Here is a 15010-nt window from a genome sequence, read left to right on the forward strand (position 1 = left end):
ATCAGTCTAATTCTCCTCCCCAGGCCGCTTTCATGATATCCTCAGAGTTGAAGTGCGGGGTATCACGGTCGATATTGGCCATGACCCGGCCGCCCCGCATGACCACCACGTGGTCACTCATGGCCAGGATCTCCGGAAGCTCGGAGGAGACCATGATCACACACTTGCCGGCCTTGACCAGGTCATTCATGACATGGTAGACCTCGATCTTGGCGCCCACGTCGATGCCGCGGGTGGGCTCGTCGAAAATGAAGATGTCCGCGTCGGTGTTGACCCACTTGCCGATAACCACCTTCTGCTGGTTGCCGCCGGAGAGCTGGGCCGTCACCTCGTCCAGGGACGGAGTCTTGATCCGCAGGGACTCCACATTGTCCTGGCCGGACTTCTCAATCTTCCCCTTGTTCAGGAAGGGTCCGTTGGAGAAGCCCTTCATATTGGCCAGAATGAGGTTGGTCCGCACGTCCAGGGACAGCACCAGACCCTGGCCCTTGCGGTCCTCGGTCAGGAAGGCAATCTTCTTCTTGATGGCGTCCTTGGGCGTCCGGATATGTACCTTCTCCCCCTTGACGTAGATCTCGCCGCTGTCCAACCTGTCGGCGCCGAAGATGGCCCGCATGGTCTCCGTCCGCCCGGCGCCCACCAGGCCAGCAAAGCCGGTGATCTGGCCGCCGTAGGCCTTGAAGCTCACGTCATGGAGGACGCCGGCCTCGTTGAGGTTCCTGGCCTCCAGCCACACGTCGCCCTTGACGCCGAACTCTTTGGGATACAGGTTGTCCAGCGTCCGGCCCACCATGGCGTTGATCAGGGAGTCCTCCGTCATGTCACCGATGTCCTGGGTGACGATATGTTCGCCGTCCCGCATGACGGTGACCCGGTCGCAGAGCTCGAACAGCTCTTCCAATTTATGAGAGACGAACAGGATGGCCACGCCCTTGGCCTTCAGGCCCCGGACCGTCTCCATCAGCTGGTTGATCTCCTCCTTGCCCAGGGAGGAAGTCGGCTCGTCCATGATAATCAGCTTGGCGTCCAGCGACACAGCCTTGGCGATCTCCACCATCTGCTGCTGGCCGGTACCCAGCTTGCCGCATTCCATTTTAACATCAATTTCGGGATGGCCCAGCGTGGTCAGGGCCTGCTTGGCTTCCTCGTACATTCTGGGGTAGTCCAGAAGGCCGTTTTTCTTGACGGCGCGTCCCATGAAAACGTTATCCGTGACAGACAGCTGCTTGACGATGTTCAGCTCCTGGTACACGCAGGCAATGCCCGCCTCGCGGGACTGGACGGGGTTGTGGAAGACGACCTTCTGGCCGTCCACGTAGATCTCCCCCTCCTCAGGAGTGTGAACGCCGGTGAGCACCTTAATCAAGGTGGACTTGCCGGCGCCATTTTCGCCGATCAGGCCGTGGATCTCTCCCGGCCGGATGCCAATAGACATATTTTTCAATGCGACGACACCAGGAAAACGTTTGGTAATGTTCTTCAACTCGACAACATACTCGCTCATGGGATTACCTCGTTTCTGTTTCCTGATTTCAGCGGTCCCCGCCGCCCGCGGGGAGGTGCGGAACGGGAATATGGCGGCAGGACCACTGCCGCCATATTCCATTCATTCAGATGTGAGATCTGAGGGGCACAGGCTGATCAGCCCTGCATGGCAGCCAGGCTATCCAGGTACTCCTGGCCGTTCTCAGCGGTGACCACGGTGACGGGAGCGTTGATGACCTCTTCCACGGTCTCGCCCTTGATGGCCTTCAGCGCGGCCTCCACGGCCTGGTAGCCCATCTCATAGGGCTGCTGGGCAACGGTGGCCTTCACCATCTCGCCGGCCAGGATCAGATCCACGGCGGAGGCGTTGCCGTCGAAGCCGACGATAATCATGTCGTCCACGCCGGCGGACTTGCAGGCGTTCATGGCGCCGATAGCGGTATCGTCATTGTGGCAGAGCACGATGTCGATCTGGTCGGGATAAGCGTTCAGCAGGTCCTCCATGGTCTTGGTGGCGCCGTCGGTGGTGTTCTGGCCGGACAGAGCGTCCAGAACGGTGACGCCGGCCTCGTCGCAGGCGGCCTGATAGCCCTCGCGGCGCATATTGGAGGTGTTGTCGCCCTCCTGGCCATAGATGATGACGGCGTTGGCGCCCTCACCGGCCTGTTCAGCGGCCCACAGGCCGCCTTCCTTCGCGGCGTCCACGTTGGAGGTGCCCACGAAGCTGGTCTGACCCTCGATGCCCACATTGGTATCGACGGACAGAACGGGGATGCTGCCGATGGCGCTGGCAAGCGCACCGGAAGCGGCGCCGGCGTCATTGGGAGCGACGATGATGGCATCGCAGCCTGCGCCGATCTGCTGCTCAATCATAGAAACCTGCTGCTCGATCTCGCTCTCAGCGCCGGGGCCCACCACGTTGACGGTAACGCCCAGGTCAGCGGCAGCGGCATCGCAGCCGGCCTTCACATAGCCCCAGTACTCGGAGGCCAGGGTCTTCAGGACCACAGCGATCTCCACATCGCTGGCAGTGGCGGTATCGCCGCCGTTCTCCTCGGTAGCAGTGTCATCGGTGCTGGTGTCTTCGTTGGCGGTATCTCCGCCGCCGCAGGCCACCAGAGACAGGGACATCACCAGTGCGAGGAGAAGTGCAAAAAACTTTTTCATCTTACTTCTTTTCTCCTTCTTAATTGGTTTCCTCTCACATTCAGGCAGAAATGGATCTGAACTGCGGGAGTAAGAAGATTTTAACATGGTGTGCTTATACAGTCAACGTGTTAACGTAAAAAACAGCTATTATTACAATTTTGCGGAACTTTTTTGCACAATATGCAGAAAATTTTTTATCAGCTAATCATTTACTTGACAGCGTCGGCTTTTTATCAGGCGCCCGGCGGCGTCCAGTTTGCGCAAATTTTTCGCAAATCTGCCGCACAGCCTCTCTATCCCCCAAAAACCGCTCCCCTGGGTGTCGCCGCAGGCGCGCCCGTCCTACATTATATAATATAAAGAGGTGCGGACATGCCTGTTCCGCACAAAAAACGCCCTCCCGGCTTGGGAGGGCGTTCGGACCATGTATTCTCAGACGGAGATGATTTTCCAGGCGCACCAGAGCAGGAGCAGCGCCATAACGGCGTTGACAAATTTGTAATACCGGCTGTACAGCGGGTACAGCAGCGCGCCCAGCGTGGCCCAGATCAGGTTTCCGGTGGCGGCGCAGGCAGCCATGATGACAGAGAAGCACAGCACGGCTGGCACCGTATACCCATGGGGCAGGATATAACCGGAATAGGCGGCGATCCCCAGCATCAGGATGTGGACGTTCAGGAATTGCAGGAGGAAGCCGTTCACATAGGACAGCGGCTTGCCGGAGGGGCCGGCCTCCTTCTTGGCGCCGGGGCTGCGCATCAGCGTGCGGTAGGCCAGATAGAGGATATAAGCCGCGCCCACATACTTGGCCACGGGGACAATCTGCGGCACCAGCTCTCCCAGCCAGGCACAGCCGAAGCCGCACAGCAGCATAACGGTGATCAATCCCGCCCAGATCCCAAAAATCAGCGGCCAGCACTTCCGGATGCCGTACCGGCTGGTGCTGCTGAACAGCAGAATGTTGTTGGGTCCCGGGGAAAAGGTGGTTGCACAGGCATACGCCGCCAGTTGTAAATAGACTGCTGTCATGGGAACTGCCCCTTTCTCTTTATCAGATACTGTCCCGCCGCGGCGTCAGCTGAAGACGCCGGCCTTGCACAGCTCGATGAACTGCTTGGCCACCCGGGCGCTGCGTCCGCCGGAGCGGACCGCGAATGCCTCACTGCGGACCGCCAGCTGTCTGGGGTCCAGCTCCACCCCGTACTGCTTGGCCAGCTCCTCCACAATGTGGAGATACCGCTCCCGGTCGGGGCTGCCGAAGGTGATGGTCAGCCCAAACCGGGCGGACAGGCTCATCAGCTCCTGGCGGGTGTCGCTCTCGTGGATGTCGTCGCCCTCCCGGTCGGTGAGGGTCTCCTTAATCAGGTGGCGGCGGTTGCTGGTGGCGTAGACGGCGATGTTGCCGGCCCGGCCGCCCACGCTGCCCTCCAGGATCGCCTTGAGGGCGGCGAAGTTGTCGTCATTGGCGGTGAAGCTCAGATCATCGATGAAGAGGATGAACTTCAGCGGATTGGACGCCAGGGCGTCCATCAGGTCCGGGATCTGATAGAGCTGGTTCTTCTTGACCTCCACCAGCCGCAGCCCCTGGTCCGCGAAGGCGTTGGCGATGGCCTTGATGGCGCTGGACTTGCCGGTGCCCGCGTCACCATACAGCAGCACGTTGTTGGCGGGCTTTCCCTCCAGCAGGGCCCGGGTGTTGGCGATGACCTTCTCCCGCTCCCGCTCATAGCCAGGCAGCTCCTCCAGCCTCTGGGGATCCGGGTGCTTCACCGGCGCCAGTTGCCCCTCCTCCACCGTGAACACGTGGTACCGGGCGAAGATGCCGTAGCCCTTCACCCCCACCTCCTCCATCCGGCGGAGGTATTCCCGGGTGATATCGGTGGGAGACACGACCCAGCCCACCAGAAATTCCGGAGGCTCCCGCAGACCCGCCGTCAGGTCCTCCAGCTGCAGCTGGGAGAGCTGGTCGAAGAAGGCCAGCTCCCGCCGCAGGCTTTCCTGAAGGACGGAGCTCCTGCCCACCGCCTGCCCCCGGATGCAGACGTTCTCGCTCTCCAGCACCGTCTCCCGCAGATAGCAGGACCAGCTGTCGCTGGACTGGAAGAGGGCGGCTTCAAATCCGGCGCAGGCGGCGGAGAAATCGCCGCTGTCCCCCCGCACCCGGGCGGAGAGCATCTCGCCGCAGGCGGCCACCACCGGGTCCTGCAGCAGCCGGCGGAACACCACAAGGCCCGTCAGCCGCCGGTACATCTCTTGTACGTGCATGTTGCATTCCTCCCGATCTCAGGCCTTCAGCGGAGGACCGCGCCCTCGTCGGCGCTGGTGACCATCCGGGCGTAACGGCCCAGCCAGCCGGTGGTGATGTTGGGGGCAGGCTGGACATAGGCGGCCTTCCGGGCGGCCAGCTCTTCCTCAGATACCTGCAACATGATGGAGGCATTGGGAATGTCGATGGCGATGGCGTCGCCCTCCTGCACCAGGCCGATGGGACCGCCGGAAGCGGCCTCCGGGCTGACGTGGCCGATGGACGCGCCCCGGCTGGCGCCGGAGAACCGGCCGTCGGTGATAAGGGCCACGGTTTTGTCCAGACCCATACCCGCGAGAGCGGAGGTGGGATTCAGCATCTCCCGCATACCAGGGCCGCCCTTGGGGCCCTCGTACCGGATCACCACCACGTCGCCGGGGACGATCTTACCGGCGTAGATGGCGGCGATGGCGTCCTCCTCGCTGTCAAACACCCGGGCGGGACCGGTGTGGGTCAGCATCTCCGGGGCCACGGCGCTGCGCTTCACCACGCAGCCGTGGGGGGCCAGATTGCCCCAGAGGATCTGCAGTCCGCCGGTGGGGGAGTAGGGATCCTCGATGGGCCGAATGGCGTTGTGGTTGAGGTTCTGGACCCCCTGAATGTTCTCGCCCACGGTCTTGCCGGTGACGGTCAGGCAGTCCAGATCCAGAAGACCGCGCTTGGCCAGCTCCGCCTGGACAGCAGGGATGCCGCCGGCCGCGTACAGGTCCGGCATGTGGGTGGGGCCCGCAGGGGCCAGGTGGCACAGGTTGGGGGTCTTCTCGCTGATCTCGTTGAACAGGGCCAGGTCCACCGGGCAGCCCGCCTCCTGGGCGATGGCCAGCAGGTGCAGCACCGTGTTGGTGGAGCAGCCCAGGGCCATGTCGCAGGTCAGGGCGTTGCGGATGCTGCGGGCGTTGATGATGTCCCGTGCGCAGATGTTCCGGCGGACCATCTCCATGATGGCGGCGCCGGCCCGGCGGCCCAGCTGCAGCCGCTTGCTGTACACCGCGGGGATGGTGCCGTTGCCCGGCAGGCCGATGCCGATGGCCTCGCACAGGCAGTTCATGGAGTTGGCGGTGTACATGCCGGAGCAGCTGCCGCAGCCGGGACAGCAGTTCTGGGTGCAGTCCTCCAGCTGCTCGGCGGAGATCATGCCTGCCTTGTAGGAGCCCACAGCCTCGAACATCTTGGAGAGGCTGACCTCCTGGCCGTCGTAGGTGCCGGCCAGCATGGGGCCGCCGCTGCACACCACGGCGGGCACGTTCATCCGCACCGCCGCCATCACCATGCCGGGGACGATCTTGTCACAGTTGGGCACCAGCACACAGCCGTCAAACTGGTGAGCCATGAACATGGTCTCCACACTGTCGCAGATCAGCTCCCGGCTGGCCAGGGAGTACTTCATGCCCACATGGCCCATGGCGATGCCGTCGCACACGCCGATGGCGGGCACCATGAAGGGGGTACCGCCGGCGGCCTCGATGCCGCTTTTTACCGCGTCGGTCAGCTTGTCCAAATTCATGTGTCCGGGAACGATGTCGCTGTGGGCGCTGACCACAGCGATCAGGGGCTTCTCCAGGTCCTCCGGCGTGTAGCCCAGGGCGTAGAAAAGGCTCCGGTTGGGTGCCCGCTCGGCGCCCTTGGTCACATTATCACTGCGCATAGGTCTTGCTTTCCTCCTTTTTCTACCCGGCCCGGAGGTGTTCCCGCCTCCGGGCCGGTGCCTTGGGTCCTCTTACTTTTTCAGCCAGCTCATCATGCTGCGCAGCTGGGCGCCCACCTTCTCGATGGGGTGCTCGGCCGCCATGCGGCGCATGGCCAGGAAGTGGGTCTTGCGGCCTCCGTTGGGGTTCATCTCCGCCAGGAATTCGGAGGCGAAGGTACCGTCCTGGATCTCCTTGAGGATCTGCCGCATCTCCTTGCGGGTGTCCTCGGTAATCAGGCGGCTGCGGGTGCGGTAGTCGCCGTACTCAGCGGTGTTGGAGATGGAGTAGCTCATCTTGCCGAAGCCGCCCTCGTTGATGAGGTCGATGATGAGCTTCATCTCGTGGCAGGTCTCGAAGTAGGCCATCTCCGGCTCGTAGCCGGCCTCCACCAGGGTCTCGAAGCCGGCCTGGATCAAGCCGCAGACGCCGCCGCATAGAACGGCCTGCTCGCCGAACAGGTCGGTCTCGGTCTCCTCCTTGAAGGTGGTCTCCAGGATGCCGGCGCGGCCGGCGCCGATGCCGGAGGCATAGGCGAGAGCCACTTCTTTGGCCTTGCCGGTGAAGTTCTGCTCCACGCAGATCAGGCTGGGCACGCCCTTGCCCTCCAGGTACTGGCTGCGGACCGTGTGGCCGGGGCCCTTGGGAGCCACCATGATCACGTCCACGTTGGCGGGGGGCACGATGGTCTTGAAGTGGATATTGAATCCGTGGGCGAAGGCCAGGGTCTTGCCCTCGGTCATGTACGGGGCGATCTGCTTGTTGTAGATGTCGGCGCACAGCTCGTCAGGCACCAGCATCATCACGATGTCGCCGGCCTTGGCGGCCTCCTCCACTTCCATCACGCGGAAATTGGGACAGGTGGCGGCGAACTCCTCCGCCTTGGCCCAGTGGGAGGAGCCCTTCCGCAGGCCCACCACCACGTTGACACCGCTCTCGGCCAGGTTCTCAGAATGGGCATGGCCCTGAGAGCCGAAGCCGATCACGGCCACGGTCTTGCCGTCCAGCAGGCCCAGGTTGCAGTCAGTGTCGTAATACTTTTTGATTGCCATGTTCGTGTTCTCCTTTTCTGTTTCTTGACGATGTGGGTGGGAATGGTTTTGCCGATGGGCCCTGAACAGAACGGCCGAAGTGAAAGAAAAAAGCCTTTGCCTCTTGCAAGCAAGAGGCAAAGGCTTTTGAAACACCTTCGCGGTACCACTCTTGTTAACGGTGGAAGATCCTTCCGCCGCCATCTCAGCAGGCCCCAACAGGCCCTGCACGGTAACGGGTGCGCCCGGCACTGCCTATCAGAGAGTTCTCTTTCAGCAGGCTACTCCAGGATGATTTCACCAGATCCGACGCTTGTTGCCTTGCACCAACCGGCAATTCTCTGAAAGCGGAGCGAAGCGGGCTACTTGTTCCCTTCATCATATTTTAGGTATGCAAAGACGGTAACACACTGTTCCGCCCCCTGTCAAGAGAAACTTGCGCTCAACTTCCCCGCTCCCGCAAAGTTTTATTGGTTTGACCAATTCCATCCCTTTTCAAACGCGAAACCTTATGTATTTTCCCCACGATTTTCCGCCAAGCCTGTACAGGGACCGGCCAGACCAGCCCAAATCTTTGCGCTTAGGGTTCCTCTTTTTGTTAAATGGAAATATTTTCTAAATATTTTTGATTTCAAAGGAGAAGTGCCAGAAAGTCTCATAACAGGCGTTTAAAACTTGAGAAATCCGCCGAACATGTTCTTGCGCGGACAAAAGTCGTTGACGCAAAGACGCGCCCAGTATTACAATGTGGTCGATACAAACACGGACGGAGGCCGCGGCGCGGTCATCCGCCAAGTCTGGTTTTTGGAGGGATTCACCATGAGCATTCAGAACGAGTATCTAAGCGGCCTGATGGAGCGCGTGGTCCGGCGGAATCCGGCAGAGCCGGAATTTCACCAGGCGGTCCAGGAGGTTCTGACCTCCCTGGTCCCGGTGGTGGAGGCGAAGCCGGAGTATATCAAAGAGGGCGTCATGGACTGCCTGGTAGAGCCGGAGCGGATCATCAAGTTCCGGGTGCCCTGGGAGGATGACCAGGGCAACATCCACGTGAACCGGGGCTTCCGGGTGCAGTTCAACAGCGCCATCGGCCCCTACAAAGGCGGCTTACGGTTCCACCCCTCCGTGTACGAGGGCATCATCAAGTTTCTGGGCTTTGAGCAGATCTTCAAGAACAGCCTGACCGGCCTGCCCATCGGCGGCGGCAAGGGCGGCAGCGACTTCGACCCCAAGGGCAAGTCCGACGCGGAGGTCATGCGCTTCTGCCAGAGCTTCATGACCGAGCTCTTCAAGTATATCGGGCCGGACACCGACGTGCCCGCCGGCGATATCGGCGTGGGTGCCCGGGAGATCGGTTATCTCTTCGGCCAGTACAAGCGGCTGCGCAACGAGTTCACCGGCGTCCTCACTGGCAAGGGCCTCAGCTACGGCGGCTCTCTGGCCCGAACCGAGGCCACCGGCTATGGTCTGTGCTACTTTGCCGACAATATGCTCAAGGACGCGGGCCGCAGCTTTGAGGGCGCCAAGGTAGCCATCTCCGGCTCCGGCAATGTGGCCATCTACGCCTGCGAAAAGGCCACGGCCCTGGGCGCCAAGGTGGTCACCATGTCCGACTCCAACGGCTTTGTCCACGACCCCAACGGCATCGACCTGGCGCTGGTGAAGCAGCTGAAGGAGGTGGAGCGCAAGCGCATCCGGGAGTATGTGACCGTCCGCCCGGAAGCGGAGTACCACGAGGGCTGCTCCGGCGTGTGGCAGGTGCCCTGTGACATCGCCCTGCCTTGCGCCACCCAGAACGAGCTGGATCTGTCCGCTGCCAAAGCCCTGATCCAGAACGGCTGCTTCGCCGTGGCCGAGGGTGCCAACATGCCCTGCACTCCCGACGCGGTGGAAGCCCTGCAGGCTGCCGGTCTCCTCTTTGCCCCCGCCAAGGCCGCCAACGCCGGCGGCGTGGCCACCTCCGCCCTGGAGATGAGCCAGAATTCCATGCGCATGTCCTGGTCCTTCGAGGAGGTGGACAGCCATCTGAAGGACATTATGACCAACCTTTATCACAACGCCGCGGGCGCCGCCGCCCAGTACGGCAAGCCCGGCGACCTGGTGGCCGGCGCCAACATCGCCGGCTTCCTGAAAGTGGCTGACGCCATGCTGGCCTACGGTTTGGTCTAAGGAGGGCATCTGCATGAGCGACTATGTTTCCCGCGTGTCCGCCGACCTCCAGCAGCGGTACGCCGGCCAGCCGGAGTATCTCCAGGCCGTTCTCACCTGGCTGGAGATGATTGCCCCGGCCCTGGAGGACAATCCCATCTATGAGCGGGTGGACCTGCTGACCCGAATGGTGGAGCCGGATCGAATGCTGACCTTCACTGTGCCCTGGATGGACGATCAGGGCATGGCCCACACCAACCACGGCTACCGGGTGCAGTTCAACAGCGCCATCGGCCCCTACAAGGGTGGGTTGCGGTTCCATCCCTCCGTCAACCCCTCTATCGTGAAGTTCCTGGGCTTTGAGCAGACCTACAAAAACGCCCTGACGGGGCTGCCTATCGGCGGCGCCGCCGGCGGCGCGGATTTTGATCCCCGGGGCAAGAGCAGCCGGGAGATCATGCGCTTCTGCCAGAGCTTCATGACAGCCCTGTACCGTCTGATCGGCGCAGACACCGACATCCCCGCCGGTGACATCGGTGTGGGCTCCCGGGAGATCGGCTATCTCTATGGCCAGTACAAGCGGCTCACCGGAAAGGCGGAGAGCAGCGCTCTTACTGGCAAGGGCCTGACCTACGGCGGCAGCGTCATCCGCCAGGAGGCCGCCGGCTTCGGCACTGTTTACTTCTTGGCCCGGATGCTGGAACACCAGGGCGAGACCCTGGAGGGCAAGCGCCTGGCCGTCTCCGGCTTCGGCAACATGTCCTGGGGCGTGTGCCGCAAGAGCGCGGAGCTGGGCGGCAAGGTGGTCACCCTCTCCGGGCCGGACGGCTATGTCTACGATCCCGACGGCGTCTGCACCCAGGAGAAGTTCGATTTCATGCTGTCCATGCGCGCCGGCGGCGCCGACAAGGTGGAGCCTTACGCCGACCGCTTCGGCGTGGAGTTCTTCCCCGGCAAAAGGCCCTGGGAAGTGCCGGTGGACATCGTGATCCCCTGCGCCACCCAGAATGAGCTGGACGTGGAGGATGCCGTGATGATTGTGGCCAACAACGTCCGCTACTATGTGGAGGCGGCCAATATGCCCGCCACCGCCGAGGCCCTGCGCCTCCTGCGGCTGAGTCCCAAGATCCTCACCGCAGGCTCCAAGGCCTCCGGATCCGGCGGCGTGGTGGTTTCCGCCCTGGAGATGGTCCAGAACAGCCTGCGGTACAGCTGGACCCGCCAGGAGGTGGACAGCCGCCTGAAGCAGATCATGGGCGGCATCTATGATGCCTCCGCCGCGGCGGCGGAGGAGTACGGTCTGGGATACGACCTGATTGCCGGTAATGACATCGCCGCTTTCAAGAAGATCTCCACGGCCATGATCGCCCAGGGACTGTGATTCTCCCCCTCTTCAAAACACACAAAGCGGCCGCCCTTCCGGGCGGCCGCTTTGTCCCATAAATTTCCTTTGTAGTGGGACCGGCGGTCCGGCAGATGCCGGGCCGCCGGTTTTGTTTCCCGTCCCACAGCGTCCAGAACAGCCCGCTGATCCGGCCGTTCTCGTCCCCATTGATCCGCTCCGCGGCCGGTACTTTCGGCAGTCCCGGTATGGCCCCTCACGGGACAGGTCCCGCGGGGACTCCGCATTTAATCCAGTTGGGCAGGCCCAGCCCGTCCAGCTCAAGGTTTTGCCTCCGGCAAAACGCTTGGACGCCGCTCCCGCGGCGGTATGACCATGCCTCAGAACAGCCCGCTGATCCGGCCGTTCTCATCCACATCGATCCGCTCCGCGGCCGGTACTTTCGGCAATCCCGGCATGGTCATGATATCTCCCGTCAGGGCCACCAGAAAGCCTGCCCCAGCGGACACTTTCAGGTTCCGGACCGTCACAGTGAAGCCCCGGGGCGCTCCCAGCAGGGAGGGGTCGTCGGAAAAGCTGTACTGGGTCTTGGCCATGCAGATGGGCAGTTCCCCGAACCCCAGCTCTGTCAGCCGCCGGGCCTGCTTCTGGGCGGCAGGCGTCAGTACCACGCCGTCCGCATGGTAAATCCGCCGGCAGATAGTCTCCAGCTTCTCTTCGATGGACCCCCCCAGCGCATAGCTGTACCGGAAGTCGGATGGCTGCTCACACAGCCGGACTACCTCCTCTGCCAAAGCAGTTCCGCCGGCGCCGCCCTTGGCCCACACCTCGCTGAGGGCCACGCTCACCCCCAGCTCCCGGCATTTCTCCTCTACCAGCTTCAGCTCCGCCGCCGTGTCCGTGGGGAACGCATTGATGGCCACCACGCAGGGCAGGCCAAATACGTTTTTGATATTGTCCACATGCTGGAGCAGGTTGGGCAGTCCCCGCTCCAGGGCCGCTAGATCCTCTCTGCCCAGCTCCGCTCTGGCTGCGCCGCCGTGGTGCTTCAATGCCCGGACCGTGGCCACGACCACCACCGCGTCGGGCTTCAGCCCCGCCATGCGGCACTTGATGTCCAGAAACTTCTCCGCCCCCAGATCCGCGCCGAAGCCCGCTTCCGTGATGGCATAGTCCCCCAGCTTCAGAGCCATCCGGGTGGCGGTGACGGAGTTGCAGCCGTGGGCGATGTTGGCAAAGGGTCCGCCGTGGATCAGGGCCGGAGTATGCTCCAGCGTCTGAACCAGATTGGGCTTCAGAGCGTCCTTCAGCAGGGCCGCCATGGCGCCGGCCGCCTTCAGGTCGGCAGCAGTCACCGGGGCGTCATCATAGGTGTAGCCCACCACGATCCGCCCCAGACGGGCTTTCAGATCCGGGATGTCCGATGCCAGACACAGCACGGCCATGACCTCGCTGGCCACGGTGATATCAAATCCGTCCTCCCGGGGCACACCCTGCATCCGGCCCCCCAGGCCATCCACGATGCTGCGCAGCTGCCGGTCGTTCATATCCACACACCGCCGCCACGTAATCCGCTTGACGTCGATCCCCAGGGCGTTACCCTGCTGGATGTGGTTGTCCAACATCGCCGCCAGCAGGTTGTTGGCCGCGCCGATGGCGTGAAAGTCCCCGGTGAAGTGGAGATTGATGTCCTCCATAGGCACCACCTGGGCATAGCCGCCGCCGGCGGCGCCGCCCTTGATGCCGAACACCGGCCCCAGGGAGGGCTCCCGCAGGGCCACCACGGCATTTCTGCCGATCCGCCGCAGCCCGTCCGCCAGCCCTACCGTAGTGGTGGTCTTGCCTTCCCCGGCAGGGGTGGGGGTGATAGCGGTCACCAGAACCAGCTTACCGTCCGGCCGATTTGTCTCCTTCAGAAAGCGGTTGTCGATCTTGGCTTTGTATCTGCCGTATTGCTCTATATACGCCCCATCCATCCCGCAGGCGTCCGCAATATCCGTGATGGGAAGGGGCTTCGCCTCCTGGGCGATCTCGATATCGCTTTTGATGGTCATGGCTGCCTCCTGTTTTCCGGGCTGTCCGTGTCCAGACACCCTGCTGTTTCATGTTCGATTATACCGGCTCCCCCGGGTAAAAGCAACAGTTCTCTCCAAATCCCCTTATTTTCCAACCTTTTACAGGTAAAACACCGGCGGCACCTGCTACATAGCGGTCTCTGCGTCCATGTCCTTTGTTATCTGTAAATGTGATAGCCGGTTGCATAAGATCCGTTCTAGCAGTTTCTCCTCCGCAGATGCTATAATATTGTACAGAGAAGAAGGCGCTTATATCTTAAAAACTGTGCATTCAGACGAACAGAGGTGTATGAAAAGAGGAAAGAGCACATAAGGAGGTACGTATATGGAAACTCTGGAGAAAAAAGGCAAAGGTTCCGCGTTGCTCCCGTTCCTGCTATTTATTGTCATCTATCTAGGCGCTGGCCTGTACTTCCAGGCACAGGGTGTAGAGATGGCCTTCTACCAGTTCCCCTCTGTCACAGCCATGTTCATTGCCCTGCTGCTGGCCTTCTGCCAGGGCAAGGGCACCATCGATCAGAAATTCACAGTCTTCGCCAAGGGCGCCGCCAACGAGAACGTCCTGACCATGCTGATGATCTACATCCTGGCCGGCGCCTTCTCCACCGTGGCCAGTGCCATGGGCGGCGTGGACGCCACCGTGAATCTGGGTCTCAGCGTCATTCCCGTGCACTTCCTGGCCGCCGGCGTGTTCGTGATCTCCGCGTTCATGGGCACCGCCACCGGCACCTCCATGGGCACCATCAGCGCCATTGTTCCTATCGCTGTGGGCGTGGCGGAAAAGGGCGGGTTGAGCCTTCCCCTGTTTCTGGGCGCCTGCGTGGGCGGCGCCATGTTCGGCGACAACCTCTCTATGATCTCCGACACCACCATTGCCGCCACCCGCACCCAGGGCTGCCAGCTCCGGGACAAGTTCCGGGTGAACTTCCTCATTGCCCTGCCGGCGGCTATCATCACCATCATCGTGCTGCTGGTCGTAGGCCGGCCTGAGACCGTGACGGAGATGGGAAATCTGTCTTTCAACGTCATCAAGGTCATTCCCTACCTCGCCGTGCTGGTACTGGCGCTGATCGGCATGAATGTGTTCCTGGTGCTGACCATCGGCATCTTCGCCGCCGGCATCATCGGCCTGGCCCTTGGCGATCTGGATATCCCACTCTTTGCCCAAAGCATCTGGAACGGTTTCACCGGCATGAACGAGGTCTTCTTCCTGTCCCTGTTCTGCGGCGGCATGTCTGAGATGATCGCCCACAACGGCGGCATCACTTGGCTGATCGAAAAGCTGGGCCGCATGATGAAGGGCAACAAGTCCGCCCAGGTGGGTGTCGCGGCTCTGGTGTCCCTGGCAGACTGTGCCACTGCCAACAATACGGTGGCCATCATTGTCAGCGGCCCCATGGCCAAAAACATGAGCCGTATCCACAAAGTGGATCCCCGCCGCACCGCCTCTCTGCTGGACGTGTTCTCCTGTGTGCTTCAGGGCATGATCCCCTGGGGCGCCCAGCTGCTGACTGCCGCCAGCCTCACCACGATATACGGCGTGACCATGAACCCCATAGACATCCTGCCCTATATGTGGTACTGCTGGATTCTGGCCGCCGTGGGCATCCTCTCCATTTTCATTCCCTTCGCCGACGGCATCTGCCGCAAGGACCCCTGGAACTGGGAGTACGATGTGGCGGAGTCCGGCGTGGCTGCCAAGAAGGCTTCTCTGGAGCTGGAGCGGCAGGAGTCCGCGCAGACGCCCATCTGACCTGCGTGTCTCTTGCTAAAAAAAGACCGGGCGCCCTGAG

Annotated in this window: 10 protein-coding genes; 3 read left to right on the forward strand and 7 right to left on the reverse strand. The window is 61.9% G+C overall.

Features of this window, described 5'->3' with window-relative positions; all coding sequences use genetic code 11:
• Window position 1: 1 nt before the first annotated feature.
• From EIO64_RS09805 to ilvC, 6 genes are all read right to left on the reverse strand, one after another.
• The gene (locus EIO64_RS09805; RefSeq protein ID WP_333637484.1) at window positions 2-1435 is read right to left on the reverse strand and encodes a sugar ABC transporter ATP-binding protein; all 1434 of its coding nucleotides are present in this window, start codon (window positions 1433-1435) and stop codon (window positions 2-4) included.
• Between the two features lie 206 nt (window positions 1436-1641).
• On the reverse strand, window positions 1642-2652 hold the full coding sequence (locus EIO64_RS09810) for a sugar ABC transporter substrate-binding protein (protein ID WP_158629760.1): 1011 nt from the start codon (window positions 2650-2652) through the stop codon (window positions 1642-1644).
• 414 nt (window positions 2653-3066) lie between these two features.
• The gene (locus EIO64_RS09815; protein WP_119311808.1) at window positions 3067-3663 is read right to left on the reverse strand and encodes a LysE family transporter; all 597 of its coding nucleotides are present in this window, start codon (window positions 3661-3663) and stop codon (window positions 3067-3069) included.
• A 45-nt stretch (window positions 3664-3708) separates the two neighbouring features.
• Complete coding sequence (locus EIO64_RS09820; RefSeq protein WP_025545137.1) at window positions 3709-4899, reverse strand: ATP-binding protein; 1191 nt, start codon at window positions 4897-4899, stop codon at window positions 3709-3711.
• 26 nt (window positions 4900-4925) lie between these two features.
• Window positions 4926-6584 carry a dihydroxy-acid dehydratase gene (ilvD, locus tag EIO64_RS09825; RefSeq protein WP_021748972.1) on the reverse strand — a complete coding sequence of 553 codons (1659 nt, stop codon included), beginning with the start codon at window positions 6582-6584 and terminating at the stop codon, window positions 4926-4928.
• A gap of 72 nt (window positions 6585-6656) precedes the next feature.
• On the reverse strand, window positions 6657-7676 hold the full coding sequence (gene ilvC, locus EIO64_RS09830) for a ketol-acid reductoisomerase (protein ID WP_025544393.1): 1020 nt from the start codon (window positions 7674-7676) through the stop codon (window positions 6657-6659).
• Between the two features lie 798 nt (window positions 7677-8474).
• Between ilvC and gdhA (EIO64_RS09835) the strand changes: the two genes are divergently transcribed.
• Window positions 8475-9821, forward strand: coding sequence for an NADP-specific glutamate dehydrogenase (gene gdhA, locus EIO64_RS09835; RefSeq protein ID WP_036630105.1), 1347 nt, complete (start codon window positions 8475-8477; stop codon window positions 9819-9821).
• 13 nt (window positions 9822-9834) lie between these two features.
• On the forward strand, window positions 9835-11181 hold the full coding sequence (gene gdhA / locus EIO64_RS09840) for an NADP-specific glutamate dehydrogenase (protein ID WP_021748968.1): 1347 nt from the start codon (window positions 9835-9837) through the stop codon (window positions 11179-11181).
• A gap of 341 nt (window positions 11182-11522) precedes the next feature.
• Here the strand turns inward: gdhA (EIO64_RS09840) and EIO64_RS09845 are convergent, their stop codons facing one another.
• Window positions 11523-13196, reverse strand: a complete 1674-nt coding sequence (locus EIO64_RS09845; RefSeq protein ID WP_174233005.1) for a formate--tetrahydrofolate ligase — start codon at window positions 13194-13196, stop codon at window positions 11523-11525.
• A 346-nt stretch (window positions 13197-13542) separates the two neighbouring features.
• Between EIO64_RS09845 and EIO64_RS09850 the strand changes: the two genes are divergently transcribed.
• Entirely contained in the window at window positions 13543-14970 is a 1428-nt protein-coding gene (locus EIO64_RS09850) for a Na+/H+ antiporter NhaC family protein (protein WP_021750390.1), read from the forward strand.
• The last annotated feature ends 40 nt before the right edge of the window (window positions 14971-15010 follow it).

This window comes from Dysosmobacter welbionis, from assembly GCF_005121165.3.
Classification (GTDB): Bacteria; Bacillota; Clostridia; order Oscillospirales; family Oscillospiraceae; genus Oscillibacter; species Oscillibacter welbionis.